The organism is Acidovorax sp. 94, from assembly GCF_003634645.1.
Lineage (GTDB): Bacteria > Pseudomonadota > Gammaproteobacteria > Burkholderiales > Burkholderiaceae_C > Acidovorax > Acidovorax facilis.
This window is the reverse complement of the sequence record NZ_RBJA01000001.1, coordinates 464,642-488,518: the sequence shown is the minus strand read 5'-3', so window position 1 is coordinate 488,518 and position 23,877 is coordinate 464,642. Positions and strand designations below refer to the sequence as shown.

Annotated in this window: 24 protein-coding genes; 3 read left to right on the top strand and 21 right to left on the bottom strand. The window is 65.3% G+C overall.

Going from position 1 to position 23,877, the window contains the following annotated elements:
• The first annotated feature begins 191 nt into the window (after window positions 1-191).
• Window positions 192-467, top strand: coding sequence for a ParD-like family protein (locus tag C8C94_RS02255; RefSeq protein WP_094287431.1), 276 nt, complete (start codon window positions 192-194; stop codon window positions 465-467).
• Entirely contained in the window at window positions 467-1,267 is an 801-nt protein-coding gene (gene map, locus C8C94_RS02250; RefSeq protein WP_121419568.1) for a type I methionyl aminopeptidase, read from the top strand. The genes C8C94_RS02255 and map overlap by 1 nt, the downstream gene beginning before the upstream one ends.
• Before the next feature lie 28 nt (window positions 1,268-1,295).
• On the opposite strand, the gene C8C94_RS02245 is transcribed toward map, so the two are convergent.
• The 7 genes from C8C94_RS02245 to C8C94_RS02210 form a co-directional block, all read right to left on the bottom strand.
• Window positions 1,296-2,324, bottom strand: coding sequence for a phosphotransferase enzyme family protein (locus tag C8C94_RS02245; protein ID WP_121419567.1), 1,029 nt, complete (start codon window positions 2,322-2,324; stop codon window positions 1,296-1,298).
• Window positions 2,325-2,522: 198 nt separating this feature from the next.
• Window positions 2,523-3,260: an SDR family NAD(P)-dependent oxidoreductase gene (locus C8C94_RS02235; protein ID WP_121419565.1), complete on the bottom strand. Its 738-nt coding sequence runs from the start codon at window positions 3,258-3,260 to the stop codon at window positions 2,523-2,525.
• A 46-nt stretch (window positions 3,261-3,306) separates the two neighbouring features.
• Window positions 3,307-4,857 carry a cryptochrome/photolyase family protein gene (locus C8C94_RS02230; RefSeq protein WP_121419564.1) on the bottom strand — a complete coding sequence of 517 codons (1,551 nt, stop codon included), beginning with the start codon at window positions 4,855-4,857 and terminating at the stop codon, window positions 3,307-3,309.
• The gene (locus tag C8C94_RS02225) at window positions 4,854-6,170 is read right to left on the bottom strand and encodes a DASH family cryptochrome (protein WP_121419563.1); all 1,317 of its coding nucleotides are present in this window, start codon (window positions 6,168-6,170) and stop codon (window positions 4,854-4,856) included. Before C8C94_RS02225 ends, C8C94_RS02230 begins: the two co-directional genes overlap by 4 nt.
• Window positions 6,167-6,349 (bottom strand): DUF2256 domain-containing protein, encoded by a 183-nt coding sequence (locus C8C94_RS02220; protein ID WP_121419562.1) that lies wholly within the window; start codon window positions 6,347-6,349, stop codon window positions 6,167-6,169. The genes C8C94_RS02225 and C8C94_RS02220 overlap by 4 nt, the downstream gene beginning before the upstream one ends.
• Before the next feature lie 18 nt (window positions 6,350-6,367).
• Window positions 6,368-7,384: an NAD(P)/FAD-dependent oxidoreductase gene (locus tag C8C94_RS02215; RefSeq protein WP_121419561.1), complete on the bottom strand. Its 1,017-nt coding sequence runs from the start codon at window positions 7,382-7,384 to the stop codon at window positions 6,368-6,370.
• Complete coding sequence (locus C8C94_RS02210; RefSeq protein WP_121419560.1) at window positions 7,381-7,947, bottom strand: lipocalin family protein; 567 nt, start codon at window positions 7,945-7,947, stop codon at window positions 7,381-7,383. The genes C8C94_RS02215 and C8C94_RS02210 overlap by 4 nt, the downstream gene beginning before the upstream one ends.
• A 111-nt stretch (window positions 7,948-8,058) precedes the next feature.
• On the opposite strand from C8C94_RS02210, the gene C8C94_RS02205 reads away from it, so the two are divergent.
• Entirely contained in the window at window positions 8,059-8,301 is a 243-nt protein-coding gene (locus tag C8C94_RS02205) for a glutaredoxin domain-containing protein (protein ID WP_055400446.1), read from the top strand.
• Between the two features lie 24 nt (window positions 8,302-8,325).
• Here the strand turns inward: C8C94_RS02205 and C8C94_RS02200 are convergent, their stop codons facing one another.
• From C8C94_RS02200 to C8C94_RS02140, 14 genes are all read right to left on the bottom strand, one after another.
• Window positions 8,326-8,793, bottom strand: coding sequence for a DM13 domain-containing protein (locus C8C94_RS02200; RefSeq protein WP_094287412.1), 468 nt, complete (start codon window positions 8,791-8,793; stop codon window positions 8,326-8,328).
• Between the two features lie 80 nt (window positions 8,794-8,873).
• Window positions 8,874-9,740 carry an alpha/beta fold hydrolase gene (locus tag C8C94_RS02195; RefSeq protein ID WP_121419559.1) on the bottom strand — a complete coding sequence of 289 codons (867 nt, stop codon included), beginning with the start codon at window positions 9,738-9,740 and terminating at the stop codon, window positions 8,874-8,876.
• A gap of 43 nt (window positions 9,741-9,783) precedes the next feature.
• A complete protein-coding gene (locus C8C94_RS02190; protein WP_370449763.1) occupies window positions 9,784-10,932 on the bottom strand; it encodes an ABC transporter substrate-binding protein in 1,149 nt (382 codons plus the stop codon).
• 121 nt (window positions 10,933-11,053) lie between these two features.
• On the bottom strand, window positions 11,054-13,222 hold the full coding sequence (locus C8C94_RS02185; protein ID WP_121419557.1) for a D-(-)-3-hydroxybutyrate oligomer hydrolase: 2,169 nt from the start codon (window positions 13,220-13,222) through the stop codon (window positions 11,054-11,056).
• 92 nt (window positions 13,223-13,314) lie between these two features.
• Entirely contained in the window at window positions 13,315-14,388 is a 1,074-nt protein-coding gene (locus tag C8C94_RS02180; protein ID WP_121419556.1) for a branched-chain amino acid ABC transporter permease, read from the bottom strand.
• Window positions 14,389-14,400: 12 nt separating this feature from the next.
• Window positions 14,401-15,390 (bottom strand): branched-chain amino acid ABC transporter permease, encoded by a 990-nt coding sequence (locus C8C94_RS02175; RefSeq protein WP_121419555.1) that lies wholly within the window; start codon window positions 15,388-15,390, stop codon window positions 14,401-14,403.
• The gene (locus C8C94_RS25965; protein ID WP_255424223.1) at window positions 15,387-15,509 is read right to left on the bottom strand and encodes a hypothetical protein; all 123 of its coding nucleotides are present in this window, start codon (window positions 15,507-15,509) and stop codon (window positions 15,387-15,389) included. Before C8C94_RS25965 ends, C8C94_RS02175 begins: the two co-directional genes overlap by 4 nt.
• Window positions 15,506-16,246, bottom strand: coding sequence for an ABC transporter ATP-binding protein (locus C8C94_RS02170; RefSeq protein WP_121419554.1), 741 nt, complete (start codon window positions 16,244-16,246; stop codon window positions 15,506-15,508). Before C8C94_RS02170 ends, C8C94_RS25965 begins: the two co-directional genes overlap by 4 nt.
• A complete protein-coding gene (locus tag C8C94_RS02165) occupies window positions 16,243-17,016 on the bottom strand; it encodes an ABC transporter ATP-binding protein (RefSeq protein WP_121422644.1) in 774 nt (257 codons plus the stop codon). The genes C8C94_RS02170 and C8C94_RS02165 overlap by 4 nt, the downstream gene beginning before the upstream one ends.
• A 64-nt stretch (window positions 17,017-17,080) precedes the next feature.
• Window positions 17,081-18,556, bottom strand: a complete 1,476-nt coding sequence (locus C8C94_RS02160) for a PHB depolymerase family esterase (RefSeq protein WP_121419553.1) — start codon at window positions 18,554-18,556, stop codon at window positions 17,081-17,083.
• A gap of 176 nt (window positions 18,557-18,732) precedes the next feature.
• The gene (locus C8C94_RS02155) at window positions 18,733-19,926 is read right to left on the bottom strand and encodes a substrate-binding domain-containing protein (protein WP_121419552.1); all 1,194 of its coding nucleotides are present in this window, start codon (window positions 19,924-19,926) and stop codon (window positions 18,733-18,735) included.
• 151 nt (window positions 19,927-20,077) lie between these two features.
• On the bottom strand, window positions 20,078-21,586 hold the full coding sequence (locus C8C94_RS02150; RefSeq protein WP_121419551.1) for a sigma-54-dependent Fis family transcriptional regulator: 1,509 nt from the start codon (window positions 21,584-21,586) through the stop codon (window positions 20,078-20,080).
• A 184-nt stretch (window positions 21,587-21,770) separates the two neighbouring features.
• The gene (locus C8C94_RS02145; protein WP_121419550.1) at window positions 21,771-23,012 is read right to left on the bottom strand and encodes an ISL3 family transposase; all 1,242 of its coding nucleotides are present in this window, start codon (window positions 23,010-23,012) and stop codon (window positions 21,771-21,773) included.
• A 34-nt stretch (window positions 23,013-23,046) separates the two neighbouring features.
• Window positions 23,047-23,760, bottom strand: coding sequence for a DUF2325 domain-containing protein (locus C8C94_RS02140; RefSeq protein ID WP_121419549.1), 714 nt, complete (start codon window positions 23,758-23,760; stop codon window positions 23,047-23,049).
• Window positions 23,761-23,877 lie beyond the last annotated feature (117 nt).

The window sequence follows — 23,877 nt, the reverse complement described above, 5'->3', positions numbered from 1 at the left end:
GTTGGAGGGCATTGTGGAAGCCTCCCCTTGAATGCCTGCTGAATGGCGCATTCATCCTCTGTTCATCGCCGGGGGCAAAGGTACCGCGACGACCTACAAGCAAGATCAACGAGCCCGGTGCCACCACCCCACTGCGCCCTGCCCAACAGACGAAATATATAATTCGACTACGTTTCATATATAGGTAGCCCATGGGCATAGTCAAAATTTCCGACCAGATGCACGAAAACCTGCGTCTGGCCAGCACGGCGCTGAGCCGTTCCATCAACTCCCAGGCCGAGCACTGGATGCGCGTGGGCATGCTGGCCGAGATGTACCCCGACCTGGACCACCGCGAGATTTGCCAGATGCTGGTTCGGGCCGAGCTGGCGGGTGGGCTGGACGTGGCGCTGGCGGCGCGGGGTGAACTGGACAGCAAGCCTGCTGCAGACGCCCCCACCGCACGCGCCAGAAAGCAGCCGCACTGATGGCGCGCGCTGACCGTGGGGTGCCGATCCGCTCGGCCGAAGAACTGGTGATGGCGCGGCGGGCCGCACAACTAGCGGCCGAGGTGCTGGCGATGATCGAGCCGCATGTGGTGCCGGGCGTGACCACCGACGCACTGGACCGCATGTGCCACGACCACATCGTGAACGTGCAGGGCGCGCGGCCTGCCAATGTGGGCTATCTGGGCTACCCCAAGACGGTGCTGACCTCGGTGAACCACGTGGTGTGCCACGGCATCCCCTCGCCCCAGCAGATGCTGAAGAAGGGCGACATCGTGAACATTGATGTGGCGGTGGAAAAAGACGGCTGGTATGGCGACACCAGCCGCATGTTCTGCGTGGGCACGCCCAGCGTGCTGGCCCAGCGGCTGGTGCGCACCACGTACGAGGCGCTGTGCGCAGGCATCCGCGAGGTGAAGCCCGGCGCCACGCTGGGCGATGTGGGCAACGCCATTGCCACCGTGGCGCAGCGCGAGAACTTCAGCGTGGTGCGCGAGTACTGCGGCCACGGCATTGGCACCGTGTACCACGATGAGCCGCAGGTGCTGCATTACGGGCGGCGGGGCCAGGGACTGCGGCTGGAGGCGGGCATGGTCTTCACCATCGAGCCCATGCTGAACGCAGGCCAGCGCGAGACCAAGGAGCTGGCCGATGGCTGGACGGTGGTGACCAAGGACCGCTCGCTCTCCGCCCAGTGGGAGCACATGGTGGCGGTGACGGACAGCGGCTATGAGGTGCTGACAGCGTGGCCGGGGAGCACGGGCAGCTACCCGGCGATTTAAGGATGGCCTGTACGAGGAGATTGCCGCATCAGCCGGGTGGCAGCTCCAGACGGGCCCAAGCGGCCATCACATCGAGCTGCTTCTTGATCCAGTCGGCAGACATCATGTTGGCGCCCCAATGGTGGATGCGCGCCACGCCCTCCCCCATATTCCACAGGTGCCGCAACTGCAGGAACAGGGGCAAGGCAGCAAGGTCGGCATCGGTGACACGGCCGCCCCCTGCGCGGTAGCCGGCCAGGTACTGCTGCCAGCGCTTGAGCAAGGCTTCGTCGGGCTCCATGGGGGCCTTGCGCGGTAGGTTCGACCACAGCCACACACACAGGTCATAGGTCAGGAACCCTGGTCCGGCGTCGTCAAAGTCAAAGAAGGCGGCGCGCTGCACACCATCGGCATCGGTGGTCACATGGTTGTTGAAGCCATGCGTGTCGCCGTGGCACATCACGCGGGTCAAGGTGCACTCAACATTCGCCAACTCGCTCAGAAGGCGCTCAATCAGTTGCCGGTAGGCATCCAGCACGGTGGGGGCCAGATCAGGATGGGCGGCAAGGTAGTCCAGCGTGCGGCTTGCCAGATGGTGGCCGTCCAGCACATAGCGGCTTGTTGGGCCTGCGTAGCTTTGCGCGGCGCTGTGAATCTGGGCCAGCGTGGCGCCGGTCAGATGCAGTTCCTCGGGCGTATCGGGCACGGCACCATCGCAGTGGCGAAACAGCACCAGCGCACGCGGGCCCTCAGGGAACGGCAGGGTAACGCTGGCAGCTCCGTTCGCAGCCAGCACCGGCGTGGTCACGCCCACGCCCTTTGCGTCCAGGTGGGCCAGCAGCGCGACTTCAAAATCCACATTGAACGCGCCACGCGGCCGGATGGCACAAAGCCGCGCCACATAGCGGCTGCCATCCGTGGCCCGCACGGCGTAGTTGTCGTTGAGGTTGCGGCGGATCAGGTAGCACTGCTGCACTGGCAGGCCATAGTGCCGCGCCACCCAATCACTCACGGAAGAGGCAGCGGCTGTAGTGTGGGAGACGACCAGGTTGAGGTCACGGGAGGTGGGTGAAAGCATGCGGCATTCTCCATGGATGCAGCATGAAATACCCGTGCGACCTGATTCGATGCGGTTGCGTCAAGAATTTTTTGCTGAACCACCCAGGCTGGTGCAAGCGGGAAAACAGCCACGTCACAAAAAAGTTGCCTAAAAGGGCTGCTACCGCACGCTGGTATTGCACCATCGGTATCAAAACCATAGCAATCCACGTCGCCATCACCACGGCAGCTTGTCGCCGCTGTAAGCGTAAAAGCACCCCGTTTCCTCCACCGGCAACCCATCCAGCACCCGCAGCATGTCACCCGCCGCATCTGCAGCCGGGCGGCCGATTTCTGCACCGTGGAACGGGGCCGACAACGCCGATTTGACAGTGCCCGGGTGTAATGCCACCAGCACGGCCTGCGGGTGGGTGCGGGCCACTTCGATGGCAGCCGTTTTGACCAGCATGTTGAGCGCGGCCTTGCTGGCGCGGTAGCTGTACCAGCCGCCCAGGCGGTTGTCGCCAATGCTGCCCACCTTGGCCGAGAGCACGGCCAGCAGGCCGCGCCCCTGTTTGGGCAACAGCGGTGCAAAGTGGGCCAGCACGAGAGCCGGGCCGAAGGTGTTGGTGCGGAAGGTGGCCTCCATCTGCGCGTAGTTCAGCTGGCCCAGGCGCTTTTCGGGCATGCCGTGGGGGCCGTGCAGCATGCCAGCGGCGTGGATGATGCAGTGCCACGGGCCCTGGGCCTTGAGCTGGTGGGCGGCGGCGGCAATGGTGGCTTCGTCATCCAGGTCCACCGCCGGGCTGGTGTGGCGGCCCAGGCCCACGGCCAGGGCGCAGCGCGGGTCGGCCTGCAGGTGGGCGAGGAAGGCGCTGCCGATGGCACCGGTGGCGCCGATGACGAGGGCGCGGTAGCCGTCAGGCAATGACTGCAAAGAGGTGAAGGATGTTGACGTAGGCTGGGCTGGAGACATGGTGCGGTCCTGCGGTGAGGGGACTTGAGATGGTTAGGCAAGCGGGCTACAGCGAATCCAGCCGCGTGCGCAAGCTGGCCGCATGCTCACGCAGCGTATCGAGCTGCGGGCCCTGCATCTTTTGCAGCTGGCGGTACACCATGCCGAGGCGGAAGTTGTTGCCCAGCGTGCCTTCGTTGCGCGCAAAAAAATCCCAGTACAGGGCGTTGTACGGGCAGGCGCGGTCACCCACCTTGAGCTTCTTGTCGTAGTGGCAGCCGCTGCAGTAGTCGCTCATGCGGTCAATGTAGGCGGCGCTGCTCACATAGGGCTTGGTGGCCAGCAGGCCGCCGTCGGCAAACTGGCTCATGCCCACGGTGTTGGGCACTTCTACCCATTCAAAGGCGTCGATGTACACGCCCAGGTACCAGCGGTGCACGGCGGCAGGGTCGAGCCCCGCCAGCAGCGCAAAGTTGCCTATGACCATGAGGCGCTGGATGTGGTGGGCGTACGCAAACTCCAGCGACTGGCCCACGGCGTGCTGCATGCAGCGCATGCGAGTGTTGCCCGTCCAAAACCACTCTGGCAGCGGCGTGCTGTGGCCCAGGGCGTTGCGCTCGTCGTAGCCGGGCATGTGGGCCCAGTAGATGCCGCGCACATATTCGCGCCAGCCAAGGATCTGGCGGACAAAGCCCTCCACCGCAGGCAGGGGCGCAGCGCCTGCGTGGTAGGCGACCTGGGCGCGTTGCACCACCTCTTGCGGGCGCAGCATTTTGGTGTTGAGGGCAAAGGACAGCAGGGAGTGAAAGAGCCTGCTGCTCTTTGTGCTCATGGCGTCTTCATACGCGCCAAAGTGCGGCAGCGTGGTGGTGATGAAGTGCTCCAGCCACGCCAGTGCCTCGGCCCTGTTGAGGGGCCAGCGCAATGCATGGGCCTGCGGGTTGCCAAAGCTTTGCACGCCTGCGGCCTGGATGGTGGCCCACAGTGCGCTGTGGTCGTGCGTGGGGCGGGCATCGGGCGGCAGCGCGGGTGTGCCGGGCCAGGGCTTGCGGTTGTCGTGGTCGTAGTTCCACTGCCCACCTTCGGGCTCACCCGCTGCGTCGATCAGCACGCTGTGGCGCTGGCGCATGCGACGGTAGAAGTGCTCCATGAGCCACTGCTTGCGGCCTTGGAACACCTCGGCCATTTCGGTGCGGGTGGCGTAGAAGTGCTCGCTGCTCACGGCCTGCACGGCAAAGGCTTGCTCTGCACCCCAGGTGCGCAGCTGCTCGTCCAGCCGCCATTCGTCGGGGTGCTGGTATTGCAGCGTGTGCGCACCGTAGTGGGCCATGAGGGCGGCCAGGTTGTCGGGCACCGACTGGCGGTTGCTGGCGTCATCAATCGCCACGTAGCGCACGCGGTGCCCGGCCTCGCGCAGGTGGCGGGCCAGGTCGCGCATGGCGGCAAAGATGGCGAGGATCTTTTGCGCGTGGTGCAGCACATAGTCGGTCTCTTGCCGCACTTCCATCAGCACGTAGACCACGCCTTCGTCCAGCGTGGCAAACCATGAATGCTCGGGGTTGAGCTGGTCGCCCAGCAGCAGTCGCAGGGTGTGAGTGCGGGACGGCGGCGTGGTCATGCCGTGCCCCACAGGCGGCGGTAGCTGCCATCGGCATCGTGGTCTTGCGCCTGCTTGATGGGGTTGAAGCGGCGCCCCCCGCGCGGGTCGGTGCCGCGCCCGGCAATGTAGAGCCAGTTGGCCTGGTTGCTGTACACGTCGTAGTCCACCAGTTGCGATTCAAACCACGCAGTGCCTGCGCGCCAGTCGCCGTGCAGGTCGTAGATGAGGTAGCTGGCCACCACCTGGCGCAGGCGGTTGCTCAGATATCCGGTGGCAGCCAGCTCACGCATGGCGGCATCGACCAGTGGCTCGCCCGTCTCGCCCCGGCACCAGTGGTCAAAGCCGCGCGGGTTGTGTCGGGCGGGCGGCAGTTCTGACAGGCCGCGCGCCCGGTACAGCGTTGCGCCGTATTGCTGGTGCAGCAGCCGAAAGTAGTCGCGCCACAGCAGCTCAAACCACAGCCAGTAGGTGCCGTCGTTGGCGCCGTGGTCGCGCTCAAAGGCTTTCAAATCGGCATAGATCTGGCGCGGCGAGAGTGCACCCGTGGCCAGCCAGGGTGAGAACTTGCTGGAGTAGTCCAGCCCCGTGAGCCCGTTGCGCGTGGCCTTGTAGCTGTGAGGCAGCTTGCGGGCCAGGTACTGCGCCTGGTGGGCCAGCGCGGCAGCCTCGCTGCCGTCGCATGCAGGTGTGCCGTAGGGGAAGGATGAGCGGGCATCGGTGCCCTGGGGCGGTGTGGGTTGCTGGATGCTGGCAGCGCCCTGCTCTGCGCCCACGGCTTGCAGCACGGAGGTAGGCACATCGGGTGGCGGCAGCAGTTGGGCTGGTGCTGGCAGTGGTGCAGCGGGGGTGATGCCTGCACGCTCGACCTTCTGGCGGAAGCTGGTGAACACACCGGGCAGGTCAGAGGCAGGCCAGGGCATGTCGGCCGGGTGCAGCAGGCTGCTGTGCCATACGCTACGCACCTGCAGGCCTGCTGCGCGCAGTGCGGCCACCTCGGCCTGCTCGTAGGGGGCTGCGATGTCTTCGCACACCACGGTGGTGGTCCCCACGGCCTGGGCCAGTTGTGGCAAGGCGGTGGCGGGTGGGGCCTGGCAGACCAACAGCGGGTTGCCCAGTGCGCTCGTCTGTTGATGCAGCCCGCGCAGCGCGGCAGCGGTGAAGGCGCGGCGGTGGGAGCCTACGCGGGCAAAGCCCCAGGGCGTGCGTTCATCGGGCGCGGGCAGGCACACCACGGGCAGCAGATGCGTAGCCCCGCTGGTGAGCGCCACGTGCAGCGCGGGCTGGTCGTGCAGCCGCAGATCGTTGCGAAACCAGAACAGCACGGTGCTCATGCAGCGCCCTCCCCTGCCACGCCTTGCGAAGTGCTGCTGCGCTTGCGTTCACTGCGGCAGCGGTCGGAGCAATACTTCACCTCGTCCCACACCTTCTCCCACTTCTTGCGCCAGGCGAAGGGCAGGCCGCAGTGAAGGCAGGTTTTTTGCGGAAGGTCTGATTTTTTGCGCATGCGCATGGCGGACCTGTGGGTTGGTTACGCAGGCTTCAACACCTGCTGCGCCAGCGCACGCCCGCTGAGCCACGCGCCTTCGACCTTTCCGCCGTGCAACCAGTCGCCACACAGGCCCAGGCGCATTTGCGCATCCCACCAGCTGCCCTGCGTGAGCGCGGGTTCGGTGTCGGCATAGCGCCAGCGGTGGGCGGTGGCGGCCAAAGGTGCGGGGCCACCCAGGGCGGCAAAGGCGGCGAGCAGGGCGGCGGTGACGGCCTCAGCGCTGTCTTCGATGTGGGCTTCGCTCCATTCGGGGCTGGCGTGCAGCAGCCAGGTTTCTTGCCCCGTGCGGCCGGGTTTGCTGCTGTCGCGCGCCACCCAGCGCAGTGGGCCGGTGTTGATGAACGCCCCCTCCCAGGGCAGGGCCACAGGGCTTGCGTAGCGCAGCATCACAGCCCAGCTGCCACGCATGCGTGCGCTGGCGGCCAAGGCGGCGCCCGCAGGTGCCACGGCGGCCAGCAAGGGCACGGCCTGCGGGGCGGGAACGGCCAGCAGCACTGCGCTGTATCGCGGGCTGTGCAGGCCATGTTCTGCCGAGGTGAGGGACCAGCCGCCCTCGGTGTGGTCCAGCCGCTGCACGGTGGTTTGCCACTGCGCCAGCGCAGGCTCGCCCAGGTGCTGCACCAGCCAGGCGGCCGGCGATGTCATGCGCGGCGTGCCCACAAACCGCTCCAGCGGTGTCGCTGGGGTGGACCAGGCATTGCCGTCAAAGCTGGCCAGTCGGGCATTCCACAACGCTGCCACACCGGCTTGCTGCCAGCGGGCCACTTCGGCGCGAAAGGCCGGGTCGCGGGCAGTGAAATACTGGGCGCCGTGGTCGCACTGCCAGGGGCCGCTTTCATCTTCGGCGCGGCGGGTGCTCATACGGCCAGACGGGCCACGGGATTTGTCGAACACATGCACCGTGTGCCCCGCCTGCAGCAGCGCCTGTGCGCACGACAAGCCTGCCAGGCCTGCACCCACAACGGCGATGGGCAAAGGGGTCGCGGTGCTGATCATGGCTGAGGGTCTGTGCGTTCGTGGGTCACCCAGATCAGGTCCTGGGTGTCGATGCCCAGCGCGCTGGCGCGGGCGATGAGCTGCTCGCGCACACCGGGGGGCAGTTGCTTGGTGCGCGACAGGATCCAGCAGTAACTGCGGTCCGGCCCCACTACCAGAGCCCACTGGTAGTTGGCATCCAGCGCGGCCACGTGGTAGCCGCCGTAAAAGGGACCAAAGAACGACACCTTGAGCGATGCGGTGTTGGCATCGCCCGTGAACAGCGCTTTGCCTTCCGCCTGGCGCCAGTCGTTCTTGCCGGTGTCAAAGCCCCGGTTGAGCACGCGCACGCTGCCGTCCGCCTGGCGCTGGTAAGTGGCGCTCACATCCGTCATGCCGCGCTCGAACGAGTGGTCAAGCCGGGCCACCTCGTACCAGCGGCCCTCATAACGGGCTAGGTCAAACGGGGTGACGGGGGTGATGCCCTCGGGCGGGCGGGTGGACGAGCAGCCACTCAAGGCAAGCAACGCCACAGCAAGCCCCAACCAGGCGCAGCGGCGGAAGCAGGATAGGAAGAAGGGCATAAATTACCAATTGGTCACAAAACAAACCAGTTGGTATTCTGCCATCACAAACGCTGTTGTGGCGAAAGCCCGGCGCGGGCGCTTGCCATGGCCCACCCGTAAACTCCGGCCATGACTTTTCAAATCACCGTTTACTCCAAATCCGCCTGCCCCCAATGCGATTCGGCCAAGAAGCTGCTGCAGTCGCGCTCCCTGCCTTTTGAGGAAATCAAGATCGACGACGAGGCCGAGCGCCTGGCGTTTTATGCCAAGTGCGGGCCTTCGGTGCGGCAGATGCCGCAGATCTTCATCAACAACCAGCGCGTGGGCGGGCTGGCGGGGCTGCAGGCTGCGCTGGCGCAGATCGGCCAGTGACACCCGCTTTCGTCCGTCCCCTGGTTATTGGTACTTCGCAGCGGTGATGAACTCGCTGAAGGTTTCGCACCACACAATCACCGTGTTGAACTTGGCCGGGTCCACGCCCTGCGGCAGCGGGACGATGAAGTTGTTGAACGTCTTCACATCGCCCACGCGCAGCATCTGGGGCTTGAGGCGTTTGAAGTCGGCCTCGGTCTCGACAAACTCGGGCGACAGGTAGAGCTTGTAGTCCGGCCCCGGGGCCAGCTTGCCCACTAGGCTGATGGCCTGCGGGCTGATGGACACGGCGCCTTCGCCCCAGTGCAGGGCGTCGCTGTCTTTCAGGTCACGGCGGAACGTGGCAGTCCATTGCGCAGCGGGCTGGCTTGACTGGATTTGCTGCAGCGTGGGGGCGTCGGGCGCGATCAGGATCGGCAGCACATACACACCCAGCGCAAACCCGATGACCAGGGTGAGCAGGTGCGAGGCGATGAGCAGCAGAGGTTTCATGGCAGCGGGTTCAGTGGACTGAGCCCAATGTACTGCGCAGCGCCCTCGCCTTCAACGCTGCGCTGCTCCCCGGTGTCCGATCAGGATGCGCGGGCCAGAAAGCCATCCACCAGTGCGTAGTGCTCCGGCACATTGAGCGCGGGCGCGTGGCCGCAGCCGGGCACCTCCACCACCTGGGCCAAGCCACGGGCGCCAGGCCCCCGGGTCAGCATCTCGGCGGTGGTATCGCGCAGCACCAGGTCCGACTCTTCGCCACGCAGGCACAACACGGGGATGTCGAGCGCGTCGTAGTGGTCCCAGATCAGGTAGTCGTTGGTGTGGTGGGTGAACTGCTGCACCATGGCCGGGTCGTAATGCGGCGTCACGCGGCCGTCGGGCAGGCGGCGGGTGCTGCTCTCGGTCAGCAGGCGCCACTGTGCATCGCTGAGCCAGCCGTAGGGCGTGTAGACCTGCCGGAAGAACGCCTCCAGCTCCCGCACGGTGTCGAACGCGGGCGGGTGGCCTGCGTAGGCCTTGATGCGCTCCAGCGCGGCGTCGGCCAGGCGCGGGGCGTTGTCATTGAGCAGCAGGCTCTGGATGCGGCCCTTGAGCTGCGGCTCGAACAAACCCGAGGCGCACACGGTGCCGATGGCCCCGCCCATCGACGTGCCCACCCAGTGCGCTTTCTCGACACCCAATTGGTCGAACAGATCGGCCGCGATGCGCGCGTAGAACGAGAGGCGGTATTCGTCCTGCGGGGCGCGCGCCCACTGGCTCAGGCCCCGGCCCAGGGTGTCGGGGCAGATCACGCGATAGCGTGACGCGAGGTGGGCGGCCAGGGGGTCCATGTCGCGCCCGGTGCGCGCCAGGCCGTGCCAGGCAATCACCACCGGCGCGTCGGGCGCACCCCACTCCGTGGTGTGGATTTCATAGCCAGCGCAGGTGAGGTAGCGCGAGGTGGGGGACATGATGGCGACCTTGTGGAACAGAGAATAAAAAGGGATCGGCGGCTCACTTCATGAGGCGACCATTGCTGCCAATGACAGTGACCTCGACATACCGTGAGCCGATGCGGTTGGTGGGGGAGTAGCCCAGCGTGATGCCGCCGAGGTCAAAGCTTTGCAGCGACTCCAGCGCCTTGACGACCTTGGCGCGCGTGGGCGCGGGCCCGGCACGGCGCAGGGCCTCGACCAGCACCTTGGCGCCCAGAAACTGCTCGAAGCTGGTGTAGTTGACCTCGGCCTCGGGGGCGTATTTCTTGAGCAGTGACTGGTATTCACGCACCACTGGCAACTGGGGCCGGTAGGGGTACGGCACCACCTGGCTGATGCCCAGGCCGTGCGCGTTCTTCAGGCCCGCGAGCTTGACCAGCTCGGTCGGGTCCACCACCGAGATGTTGTAGAGCTGCGCGCCACCGCCCTGCTCGCGGTAGCGCTGGATAAAGGCCGCCGCAGGCTTGTTCACCGCGATCATGATGACCGCGTGCACATCGGCGGCCTTGATGGCCTTGACGGCCTCATCGACCTTGTCGGTATTGCGTTCGTAGCCTGCTGCTACCACGAGCTTGAGGTTGCGCTTAGCGAGGGCCGCCTCGACCCCCGCCAGGCCCGCCTTGCCAAAACCGTCGTCCTGGTACATCACGGCCACACGGTTCATGCCCAGTGTGGTGAGCTGCTGCACCATGTGCTCGGTCTCATCGACATAGCCGGCGCGCACATGAAAGATCCAGGGGTTGAACGGGTTGCGCAGCGATTCGCCCCCCGTGTAAGGCGCCACCAGCGCCGCACCGCCCTCTTGCAACACGCCGTCTGCCAGCAGTTGGGTGATGTTGGCCGTGCCCGCAAAGCCATACAGCGCCACCACCTCGGGCTTGGCCAGCATCTCGCGGGTGAGCTTCACGGTGTCGGCCACCTTGTAAGCGTCGTCGGCCACCTCCTGGCGGATGGTCGCGCCGTGCACGCCGCCCTGGGCGTTCACCCAGTCAAAGTAGATCTTGCCGCCCAGCACCATCTGTGCGCCAGTGCTGGCCAGCACGCCGGTGAGCGGTGCCACCTGCCCCACCACAATCTCGGCGGCGTGCAGCGAGGGCGCCGTGGCCCCGCCCCACAGCACCGCCAGTGCTGCCGCCGCACGGCGGCTCCATGTCTTGACCTTGTCCATTCGGTTCATCCCCTGTTTGTGTTGCTTGCAGCCGCGCCCACGGGCGGCGCAAGGGCCGATGGCCCCCACGCGTGCCCGGTGGGCGGCGGTGACGGTGTGTCGTCTGGCAAAGCTCCTTGGGTCAGTCGGGGATGGCAATGGCGCCCGCCGTGATGGCGATGGCGTTGGCGGCAGCAGGCGTGGTAGCCAGCGGCGGCACGTTGGCGGCGGTGATGGCCGGGGCTCTGCCCGGTGTGCCGCCGCGCGGCACGGTGCGCACCACCTGGCTGGCGGGCAGCGCCTTGCCGCTGGCGAGGTGGTCATACACGGCATCGAGCGCGTGGTTCAGGTACACATGCAGCGGCACGTAGCGGCTGTCATAGCCCGGCAGCACCGTGGGCAGGCCGATGAAGCTGTCGAAGTGCTGGGCGTTGGCCACTTCCATATAGCTGAGCTTGCTGGCGGCGCCTTCGACCTTCTTGTTCAGCGCGGCATAGGGGCGCGAGGTGTGGCTCACAGGCAGCAGCGCATCGGCACGGCCATGCACGATCACAGCGGGCTTGCCGCGCAGGTTGCCGTTGCGGCGGGTTTCCTGAACACCAGCCTGCAGCTTCTTGGCGGCGGCGTCATTGCCGGTGACGAGGTTGCGCAGGCACAGCGCGCCGCTCAGGTTCCAGTCGGCTACACCGGCGTCCGACACCGACAGGAAGTCGCGCGCCGGGCCCAGCTTGCCGAGGTTGTTGACCAGGTTGATGCCGCCCGAGGGAGGCACACCGTTGCCGGTGGCAAACATGCCTGGCAATGCAGCGGCGGCCAGCGGGGTGACCCCGCCAGTGGCCGCCGTGGCGGCGTAGCTGAAGCCGCAGAGGTTGTCTTGCACGCTGGCGCGCGAGAGGCCGTTGGCAAAGGTCACGGCCACGGCGGGGGACACTTCAAACGCCGCCATGGAGGCATGCAGGTCGTTGGACTCGGGCTCCCAACCGTAGGCGCGCAGCTTTTGCAATGCCTCTTCGGCCTGCGCGGGCATGGTGCTGGCAGTGAGCAGTCCTGCCGCCTTGAGCGACGCGCAGCGGTTGGGCGCTATGGGCAACGCAGCGCTGGCAAACCCGGCCGCAAACGCGGCGGCAAACGGACTGGTGCTGACCGAGGGTGCAAGCGACGCGCAGGCCTGGTAGAGGTTGGCGTAGGTGGTGAAGTCCACCAGCGTCTTGCCGGTGACGGCCACGTCGGCGCTGCCTCGGCGCACCGTAACACCGGGGTTGGCGGGCATCTCGATGGCGGGCTCGGACACGGCCACGCCGCTGATCAGGCCCTGCGTGTCCAGCTCGGCCGCCGCAATGGCCGCGCCACCGCCGTTGGAGATGCTCGATGCGATCACGATGGTGTTGGCCGGGGTCAGCGTCTTGAGGCGCTGGCCCGCTGCGTCGGTGGCGCCGTAGCGCTGGTTGAGCACGTAGTAGCCAAACTCCACGGCCTGCAGCGTGCTCGTGCCCCAGTCCTTCTCAGAGTTCTGGCCCGAGTGGGCGTGCTTGAAGGCAAAGCGGTTGGGGGTGGCGGTGTTGAAGGCGGCCTGCTCGGTGGCCGTGAGGCCTGCGTTGAAGGCTGCGGCCTTGCCCGCTGCGGCGGCCGTGGTGCGTGTGCCGTCGATCAGCGGCACGGTGTCGTTCATGAGGTCGTGCGGCGCGCCGCCCGTGCCCTTGTCCGAGTAGGCCACGGCGCAGCCCTTCTTGAGGCCCCACTCTCCGGTGGAAATGCCGCCGTACACGCCGCGCGAGCCCGAGGTGGTTGCGGTGATCATGCAGGGCTTCTTGGGGTCGAAGCTGGCGGGCACCTGCACCATGAGGGTGACGTTCTTGCGGCCTGTGCCGTCATCGGCAAACGCGATGTATTCGGTGCCCGCCACCTTGCCTTCGCCCGTGGTGACCTTGCCCTGCGCATCCACATTGGGACCGTAGAGCGTGCCGTAACCACCGGCTGCCGTCATGTCGAGCATGGCGCGGTAGTTGGTGTGGATGGCGGTGCGGCGCAGTTCAGCCGCCGTGGGCTTGAGGGGGTCGGCAAACGCGGGGGGCACGGCAGCGGCCAGGCCCGTGGCGCCCAGGCCCGCCGTGAGCAGGTCATTGCTGGCGCCGTCGTACGTGGTCTCGCTGATGGTGCCGAGGTAGCCGGGCTTGGTGTTGGGGGCGGCACTGTCGCCACTGCTGCCACCGCAGGCAGCCAGCACCGCAGCGGCCAGCGCTGCGGGCAGGAACGGACGGGAAAGGGGACGAGAAAGGGGACGGAAACGCGGGTTCTTGATGTTCATCTTCATGTGCTTGTCTCCTGGAGTTTTTCTTTGCTTCTGGTTGCACAGCTCATCCACACACCCAGGCCACGCCGGTCACCCGGCGCGGCCGGGGCCACTCACCCCGCCTTGCGCGCAGCTGCCGCGCGCAGACGCCCCACCACACCGGTAGGGAAGTAATAGACCGAAAGAACGAAGAGCACTCCCAGCCACAGCAGCCAGCGGTCAGGCGAGAGCAATGCCGACAGCCAGGGCAGACCCGTGGCAGCCTCGCTGCCTAGCCGCAGCAAGTCTTGCAGGTAGCTTTGCGCCACCAGGAAAAGCACCGCCCCGATGGCAGAGCCATAGATGGTGCCCATGCCACCGATCACCACGATGAGCAGGCAGTCCATCATGATTTCGAAGCTCAGCGAAGTGTCCGGCCCGTTGTAGCGCAGCCAGAGCGCCAGCATGCAACCCGCCAGCGTGGCGAACAGGGCCGACAGCACGCTCGATGTGGTGCGGTACACCACCACGCGGTAGCCAATGGCCTCTGCACGGAATTCGTTCTCGCGGATGGCCTGCAGCACGCGGCCAAAGGGCGAGTTGACGATGCGCAGCAGGGCCAGCACCAGGGCCACGGCGGTGACGAACAGCAGGTAGTAGCAGATCAGGCGCCCGTCGATGGTCACGCCCAGAAAGGGCTCTTCGAAGGGCTCGAAACTGGGCGACAGGAATTCGGGCACCTTGAAGGTCAGGCCGTCTTCACCGCCGGTGATGTCGGACAGCTGCGAGGCCAGAGTCTGGAACGCCGCCGCCACCGCCAGCGTGATCATGGCGAAGAAGATGGCGCGCACGCGCAGCGAGAACAGCCCCACCGCCAGCGACAGCAGCAGGGACAGCAGCAGCGCGCCACCAATGCCCACGCCCAGCGCCGTCCAGGTGGGGCCCAGGCGCGTGGTGGCCACTGCGATGCCATAGGCCCCGATGCCAAAGAACATGGTGTGCGCAAAGCTCACGATGCCGGTGTAGCCCAGCAGCAGGTCAAAGCTGGCGACCAGCACCACAAAGATCAGCACCTTGGCCGCCACCGACAGCGCCTTGACGCCCGGGAACAGGAACGGGGCAAACGCCAGCCCGATGAGGATGGCCACCAGGATCACCGCCAGCACCTTGCTGCGCGGGTAGTCGTTGGAAAGAAGACGGTTCAACATGGTCTTGTTTCCTCAACGGTTAGCGACCGGATAGACGCCCTGGGGTCGCCACAGCAAGATGGCCACCATCAACGCGATGTTGGAGAACAGCGCCACCTTGGGCACCAGGAAGCCGGTGTAGTTGGCCATCAGCCCCACCAGCAGCGCGCCAATGAGCGCGCCACCCGTGCTGCCGAGGCCTCCGATGATGATCACGATGAAGATCAGCACATTGACCTGTGCGCCCATCTGCGGGATCACGTTCTGCTGGTAAAGCCCCCACATCACGCCGCCCAGGCCCGCCAGGGCCGAGCCCACCACGAACACGCCCACGAACAGGCGGCGGATGCGGTAGCCCAGGCTCTCCACCATCTCGCGGTCTTGCACGCCAGCGCGGATGAGCAGGCCCACCTTGGTGCGCGACAGCGTCCAGGCCAGTACGCCGAAGACCACCAGGCCCACCGCCACGGCGATCAGGCGGTATTTCTCGATGGCGGCGTCACCAATCAGCAGCGAGCCGCGCATGCCCTCAGGCAGCGGCAGCGGAATCTGCGCGGGGCCCCAGATGACCTTGATGAGTTCTTCACCAATGATCATGCCGCCCATGGTGATGAGGATCTGCTTCAAATGCTGGCCGTACACGGGCCGCACGATGAAGCGCTCGAACGCCAGGCCCACGGCCCCCGCCACGGCCATGGCCACCAGCATGGCGGGCAGCACAGCCATCAGGTTGCGCCACAGGTCAGCGCTTTGGGTGTAGTCGCCCATGGCGCCCAGCACGCTGGTGGCCACGAATGCGCCCAAGGCAATGAACACGCCGTGGCCGAAGTTGAGCACGTCCATCAGGCCGAACACCAGCGTGAGGCCCGAGGCAATGATGAAGATGATCATGCCCATCGCCAGGCCCGCCACGGTGAGCGTGAGCCAGGTGCTGGGTGAACCGATGAAGGGCAGCACCAGCAGCGCAAGCGCGGGCACCAGGGCCAGGGGCTTCCAGTCGAAGTCACGGGTGATGGCGCTCATACGCGGCCTCCTTGCATGGCAGGCGACATCTGCGCATTTGCTACATATTTAATAGCTGCCAGCGCTTTACCATCAAGCGCTAGCAGCTCAAAAGGCTTGAAATCTGGTGCAAAACTCATAGTGCCAACCCCAGCAGCGAGCGCTGCAGTGCTTCGTCTTCGGCTAGCGCAGCCATGCTGCCTGCATGCACCACCTGGCCGTTGTCCATCACGGCCACGGTGTCGCCGAGCCGCTTGGCAAAGTTGATGTTCTGCTCGACCAGCAAGATGGTCACGCCGCTCTTTTTGAGCTGGTCGAACGCCTCGATCATGTTGTTGATGATGGCGGGCGCCAGGCCCTTGCTGGGCTCGTCCACGATGAGCAGGTCGCGCGGCTCGACGATGGCGCGGCTCACGGCCACCATCTGCTTTTGCCCGCCGCTGAGCTTGCCGGCCGGGTGGTTCCAGAACTTCTCCACGGCGGGGAAGAGCTTGAAGATCCACTGCAGCCGCGCCTCGTCCATCTGCGCGGCATTGCGCGCGCTGCGGGCGGCCAGCAGCATGTTTTCCTTGACCGTCAGGTCGGCAAAGATGCCCATGTTCTCGGGCACATAGGCGATGTTCAGGCCCGCGATGGCAGGGGTGTTCATTGCCGTGATGTCCTTGCCGCCGAAGTGGATGGAGCCCTGCGACGCATGCCACAGGCCCATGATGGTGCGCAGTGTGGTGGTCTTGCCCGCGCCGTTGCGGCCGAGCAGCATGGTGAGCTCGCCCTGGGGCACGGCCAAGTCCACGCCATGCAGGATGTGGTACGCCCCGATGTGGGTGTGCACGCCCTTGAGTTCGAGCAGATTGCCCTTGTTGCGGTTGGTCGTCATACGGCGGCCTCCTTCGTCACACCGAGGTAGGCCTCTTGCACCACGGGCGATGCAATCACCTCGGCCGGCGGTCCGTCGGCCACCAGCGTGCCGTTGGTCAGCACGATGATGCGGTCGGCCAGCTCGCGCACCACGTCCATCTTGTGCTCCACCAGCAGGATGATCTTGGTCTTGTCCTTCTTAAGCTCGCGGATCAGGTTCAGGATCACGGGCGCCTCGTCGTGGCTCATGCCGGCCGTGGGCTCGTCGAACATGTAGACCTGCGGCTCCAGCGCCATGAGCAGCGCCACTTCGAGCTTGCGCTGGTCGCCATGCGGCAGGCTGGCCACGGGCGTGTCGCGACGGTCGTACATGGCCACCGTCTGCAGGATGGATTCAGCACGCTCGGTCAGCGCACGGTGGTCGCTCCAGATGCTCCACAGGTTCAGGCCCCGGCGGTGCTTGCCCTCTTGCGTGGCCTGCACGGCCAGGCGCACGTTCTCCAGCACGCTGAGGTTGGGGAACAGGTTGGTGAGCTGGAACGCCCGGCCCAGGCCCGCATGCGTGCGTGCCGAGACGGACTGCCCGGTCAGGTCCTGCCCGCCCAGCGTGACGCTGCCGCTGGTGGCCTTGAGTTGCCCCGAGATGAGGTTGAAGTACGTGGTCTTGCCCGCGCCATTGGGGCCCACGATGGCGGTCAGCGTGCCGGGCTCGAAAGAGCAGGTCACGGCATTGACCGCCACGTGGCCGCCAAAGCGGATGGTCAAGTCCTTGGTGGCCAAGGTGCTCATGGGTGGTGGTTCACTTTCACGGTAGTCATCGTTGGTCGAGGGGGGGGCGGCCCCCTTTTTCACGTCAAGGGCAAGTTCCGATGACGAAGTAGTTGGGGCTTGTCTGTTTCAGCGTGTTGTTCACAAAGATGTTCCACAGCCCCATGCTCTGGTTGGAACCCAGCGCGAAGGTGTAGCCGCCATACACGTAGGCACGGCCCGCCATGGTGTGGGCGTAGTTGCTGGCCGTGGTGCAGGTGCCCGTGCCGCCGCCCGATGCGGCCAGCGTGGTGCCGGATGCAGCGGCGGACACGGCGCCCTCGGCGCCGTTGCCATCAGCGGCACGCACCGTCCAGCTGTAGGTGGTGGATGCGGCCAGGCTGGTGTCGGTGAAGTTCGTGGCAGTCACGGGCAGCGCATTGGTCTTGTTGCCATTGCGGTACACGTTGTAGCTGGCCGCTCCGCTCACGGCGTTCCAGCCAATCGCCATGCTGCTGGCCGTGGCGCCCGAGGTGCTCACGCCCGTGGGGGCTGGCAGGTCCACCGGTGGGTTGGTGGTTCCACCGCTTCCCACGCGGTCCACCATGGCCTTGATGGCAGCCATCTGCGGGCCGGACTTCTTGGAATAGTTGGCGCTGTCATAGCCCCACCAGTCCCAGCAGCTGTTGGTGGCGGCCAGGCTGGTCTGCGGGTACAGCATCACGATGTTGTTACTGTCGGCCCAGCGGTTGTAGCCCGTGTTGCGCACGTACTGCTGCTGCACGTCGTTCACGTTCTGCTTGCAGCCATGCAGCACCACATGCAGCTTGCAGGTGGCCGTGCCGCCCGCCTGGCAGGCCTGGGGCACATAGGCCCAGCCCGTGGTGGCCATGCCGTGGTTGGTGATGAATTCGCTCTGGTTGAACTCGATGAAATTGCCGGTGGGCAGCGTGGCGTTGTTGCGTGCGTTCAGCGTGCCGTACAGGTGCTGCAGCATGGCGCCTGCCAGGTCGAAGTTGCAATCGCTGATGTAGGGGGCACCCTTGGTGGAGCAGCCGTTGCCATAGTCGTCCGTCACCATCGCATGCTCTGATGCGATGTCCTTCTTGTAGACCACGTTGGCCGCTGGCACGAAGCTGTTGTAGTAGGTGCGCAGTGCATCCATCACCCCCGTCTTGACCACGCTGTCGAGCGTGCCCGAGAACAGGTAGACCTTGGAGTTCTGCAGGTTGGCCACGGGGTCGATCACGCCCTGACCGGCCCAGGTGTTGGTGGTGTTCACCAGCGTGCTGGTGGGAATGCCCGTGGGGCTGGCCATGCAGCGCCCCGTGGCATTGACGACTGAGCCCTCGGCGCAATAGAACGGGCCGCCCGCCACCACCCCCACGCCTTTGGCAAACGTGGCCGAGTACGCCACATGCAGCTGCACGGCCATGAAGCCGCCCGAGGACAGGCCGGAAACCGTGGTCTGCGTCTTGTCGATCTTGAGTGCGGGGAGGTTGACGGCAGCGTGAACACTGGCCACGCCACAGAGTGCTATCGCAGCCCCTGCTGCAGCCGCCCGGATGAAATTGAAAGCCATGTTGTCTTGTCTCCAAATAATTTTGAGAAAGTCTGACCCAGCCCCCGTGTCAACCCGGGAGTTCATGCATCAATTCACTGGAAAAAGAGGGGCGGCCGCCCCTGCGGGATGAACCCCGACGAGGCAGGATGGTTGTCCTACCCGTCGGGCCTCGCTAACGCATCGAAAAGACCGTCTTATCGCTTGTTGCGAATCGGCACGTTCATTTCTTCAGGCTTGATCTCGCGCACCAGTTCGGGCACGCCCCAGGCAAAGGCCGGGTCCACCTTGATCTTGAAGTGGTACATGCTCTGCATGGCCTGGTGGTCTTCCTTGCGGAAAGTCATCTTGCCCTTGGGGGTGTCAAAGCTCATGCCCTCCATAGTCTTGATGAGCTTGTTGGTGTTGGTGTCGCCACCCGTGGCCTTGAGCGCTGTGACCAGCGCCATGGCCGAGCTGAAACCACCGGCGGTGAAGAAGTCTGGCGGAGTCTTGAACTCCTTGTAATGCGCAGCCACCAGGGCTTCGTTCACGGGGTTCTTGGGGATGCCGAAGTAGTAGTACGTGGCGCCTTCCATGCCGGGGAAGTTCTTGTACGCGGCCATGGCGGGCAGGATGTTGCCGCCCGTAGAGATCTCGATGCCATAGCGCTTCAAGTCCATGTCGGCGATCTTGAAGGGGTTGCCTGCACCGGCCCAGACCACCCAGATGATCTTGCGGCCGGGCTGGTCCTTGAGCTTGTCGATCAAGCGCTGGGCACCGGCGGTGAAGTCGGTGGTGGCAGCGGGCAGGTATTCCTCGTGGGCGAGCTTGGCCTTCTTGACCGAGTCCTTGAAGGCTTTCACGCCATCGCGGCCAAACGCGTTGTCTTGCGCCAAGGTGGCAATCGTCACGCCTTCCTTGTCCACCGCCACGGCGTTGGAGATGGCATCCTGGCTGCTGTTGCGGCCTGTGCGGAAGATGTACTTGTTCCATTTGTCGCCGGTGATCGAGTCGGCCACGGCGGGCTCGACCAGCAGGATCTTTTTGTATTCCTCGGCCACCGGCAGCATGGCCAGGGCCACGCCCGATGCGGTGGGGCCGACGGCGATGTCGGCCTTGTCGTCAGAGTACGCGGTGGCCAGCAGGCTCTTGCCCAGGTCGGGCTTGCCCTGGTCGTCTTTCTCGATCACGACCAGCTTCTTGCCATTGACCGTCATGCTGCCGCCGGTGGCGTAGTTCAGACCCATCATCAGGCCAGTCTGGGTCTGCTTGCCATAGGCCTCCAGAGGGCCGGTCTTGCTGTACACGTGGGCAATGCGAATTTCGCCGGTCTGTGCGAATGCAGGGGCGGAAAGTGTGGCGGCGGTAACGGCTGCGGAAGCGAGGGCGACCAGAGTGCGACGGTGCATGGCGATGTCTCCTGTTGTGATGCTTCTTTATTGCACAGTCTGTGCCAGCAGCCAAGTGCTTGATTTCAAAGAAACTTTTCCTCACACACTGGAGGCTATGCCTGAATTCAATACACAATAAATGTCTAATTTTCAGACAATTGCCTGAAATTTATTCAGGGTTTTCCAGACGTCCATAGAGCGTGGCGCGTGAGATACCGAGCTGCCGCGCCGTGGCCAGCTTGTTGCCGCCATGGGCCTTCATGGCGGCATGGATGGCCCGCTGCTCCAGCTCGGCCACCTGTTCGGCCAGGGGCCGCAGGTAGCGCGACTCGTCCTCGGCCTCGACCACCACGGCGGTGGTGTCCTGCACCGGCGCGGCGGGCTCCACGCCCGCTTCGCGCAGGATGCGTTCGAGCTGCGCCGCGTCGATGGACTGGCCCTCGCTGCGCATCACGGCCTGCTCCAGCACGTTGCGCAGCTCGCGGATGTTGCCGCGCCAGGGCTGGCCAGCGAGCAAGGCCATGGCCTCGGGCAGCAGCTCGGGCGGTGGCGTGCCGTTGCGCAGCGCCAGGTCATCGCCCAGAGCCTCGACCAGTGCCGGAATGTCACTGCGCCGCGCACGCAGTGGTGGCACGCGCACCGGCAGCACGTGCAGGCGGTAAAACAGGTCTTCGCGGAACTTGCCTTCACGCACCAGGCCAGCCAGATCGCGCGAGGTGGCGGCCAGGATGCGTACGTTGAAGGGCACGAGCTTGTTGCTGCCCAGCGGCTCGATCTCCCCTTCCTGCAGCGCGCGCAGCAGCTTGGCCTGCAGGCTTTGGGGCATATCGCCGATTTCGTCGAGGAACAGCGTGCCGCCATCGGCCAGCTTGAACTTGCCATCGCGCCCCTTGGCCGACGCGCCGGTGTAGGCGCCGGGCGCCACGCCAAAGAACTCGGCCTCCAGCAGCGTGTCGGGCACGGCAGCGATGTTGACGCTGACAAACGGGCCGCTTGCACGGCTGGATGCAGCGTGGATGGCGTGGGCCAGCAGCTCTTTGCCGGTGCCTGTCTCGCCCAGCAGCAGCACCGGGCTGGTGGACTGCGCTGCACGGCGTGCCTGGCGCTTGACCTCGGCCGCAGCGGGGCTCGACCCGATGAAGCTGGCAAAGGTGTATTTGGACCGCCGCTCGCCGTCACCCGCCACCGTCAGGCTGCGCCGCCGCTGGCTGGCCAGCTCGCGCCGTGCATCGTCCAGATCGCGCTGCAGCAGGGCAAACTTGCTGATCAGCGGCTGCAGCGTGGTCTCGGGATGGTCGAACAACACGATGCCGATGGCGCCGATCACGCGGTCCGCATCGTCGCGCAGCGGGATGCGGCTGACCACGAAGGTGCCCGCCTTGTTGGTGAGCAGGTCAATGAGCACGGGCTGGCCGGTTTCGAGCACGCGGCGCATCTGGGTGTTGGGGATCACCTCTTCCACCGTGCGGCCGACAAACTGGTCCACCGAAGAGAACCCAAGGTCGGGCAGAAAACGCTGGTAGCCCTCGTTCACCCACACGATGCGCCCGCTGCGGTCCACCAGGAACATGCCCTGGCTGACGCTGGAGAACAGCTGAAACATGGAGCGTGCCGCCAGTTCCAGGATGCCCTGGGCATCCAGCGGCAATGCGGGGGCGTCATCGGTGAGCAAAGGCATCTGCGGATGGTAGCGCGGCGGGGTGGGCCGAAGAACAGTCACGCCGCTGTCTCCGCGCAGCTGCCTGCAAATCCAAATGCTACTATTTTTATAGCTATTAGCACAATATCATCAAGCGCTAGAGGCTATTTTTAGGCTCTCTTCCATTTCGGGTGGAACGCCACATTCCCCACCAGAGCCATGGTCAGGCCCTTGCTTTTCGCAAAGGACTGCCTGGCAGGTGAGTGAGCTTGCCAGCAATCAAGAACGCCATGGCGATGAAGTGATCGGTGGTGCCATAGCCACGCGCCTTGGCCTTAGCTGCTTGCAACAGTGAGTTCACCGCCTCCACATAGCCGGTGTGCAGATGAGAAGCATCAAACGCCTGGAGTATTCCCGCCCAGTGTTGCTGGATGGTCTTGGCCAAGTCCTTGAAGGGCTGCAAGCGGCTGCGTTGCGCCCAGTGCAGCCATTTCTTGAGTGCCTGTGCACTGCTGGCGGCATCCGCGTCTGAGTTCCTGTAAACATCGCGCAGCGCCTCCTTCATCCGCCACGCCCTGGCGGTCTTCAATCGGGTGCGAGGCAGCCAATCCATCTTTGCCTGCTCTTTGTCCGTCCACTTGGCTTTGTCCTTGAGCCAGCACCAACGGGTCTTCTTGAGCCAGCGCTCGCCCCGGGCCTCTTCCCGCCGCACTGCGTCCACTGCCCGGTTGGCCATCTGCACCACATGAAAGCCATCAAAGGCAATGGCCGCCTGGGGCAAGTGCTGGCCTGCTCCTGCGATAAAGGCCTTGGACATGTCCATGCACACCACCTGGATGGCTTCGGGCCTGCCTTGGTGGCTCTTGAGGTCCGCCGCAAAGCGCTGCACGGTGCTGGCATCCTTGCCGGGTGTGGCGTAGATCAGTCGCGCCCGCTCAAGATCGTGCACCAGGGTGATGTAGCTGTGGCCTTTGGCGCAGCTGGTCTCATCGATACCGATGACCGCCACACCCGCGTAGCTCTCCTTGGCGCGCGCCAAGCTGACATGGGCATCGATCTGGCGCCACAAGGCGTTGTCCGCACAGCGCAGGATGCGTGCACACGCGGCCACCGGCATCTCACGGGCCAGCGTCAGAGCCAGAGCCTCGAACATGAGCGTGAAGCGGCTGCCCTCTCGCGCCCAGGGAACACTCAGCTGGGTCGTAGAGCTGCAGGCGCTGCATGACACGCGAGGCAGCGCGCAGTGCACGTAGGCTTCGAACTGAAAGAAATCAAGATGCCGCCAGCTGCGCTGGCGGTGGTCATGCAGTTTCTGCTCAGCTGCGGCGCAAACGGGGCAGGCGGCACTGCCCGATTGCCAGACCACGTACAGGTCGATGCGGCTGCGCTCGACATCCAGTGCAACACGCTCCACAGCCCAGGGCGCGGCCAGCCCCAACGCTTGGCAGAACAACGCTTCTTGCATCGGGAGGGCTCCTGTTCAGGGGGTGTCAATGGATTTATTTGAACTGTAGTGTTCCACCCGAAACGGAAGAGAGCCTATTTTTATCCAGAACCACATACCCGTCGGTCGCCTGTGCATTGCCCACCGGGCGCTGCGCGCGCGTCATGCGCAGAACCACCATGGGCTGAACGGCGGCCAGCGCCTCAGCCTCGCGCACGGCCAGGGGTTGGTCCACCAGGATGCAGGGCTTGCCTGTGCGGCGGCAGTGGTCCTGCACGCGCCAGTACTCGTCATGGCTGATGCAGCCCGTCTGGCAGATCACCAGGTCGGCAGCGGCCAGATTGGCGTCCAGGGTGCCGTCCGGCGCGGCATCGGGCTCGGCGCAACCTTGGCCCTTGGCCGCAGAAGGATGGCCTGCCACGCCCAGACTACCTTCGGACTGCACGGGCTGGGCGGGCGCCTCTGCCGCCAGCCGCCAGCGCAGGCATTCGCGCGACAGGCTGGCAATGCGTTCGACCAGCACGCTGACGTGGCGGGCCATCGCCTTGCGGCGCGGCAGGCTGGGGTGGGCCGCTTTCCACTGCGCCAGCGCATCCTGCGCCATGGCCAGGCGCGTGTCCCGCACGATCACCTCGGCACGCAGTAGCAGCACCTGGGCCTGGAGGGCATCTATCTGTGCCGCCTGGGCTGCCACCGTGGCACTGCAGCGCTTTTGCACATCGCCCAATTGGCGGCAAAGTGCCAGAAACTCCTGCGGAAGTGAATGCATGCGCCACCTTTGCAAATAAGAACTATTCGCATTTTATGGTACGATTCACGGCTTGTGAGCACGCAAGTCACCTTGGTGGGGAGGGCACCGGGGGCGTCCAGCCCCCGGTGTCTGGCT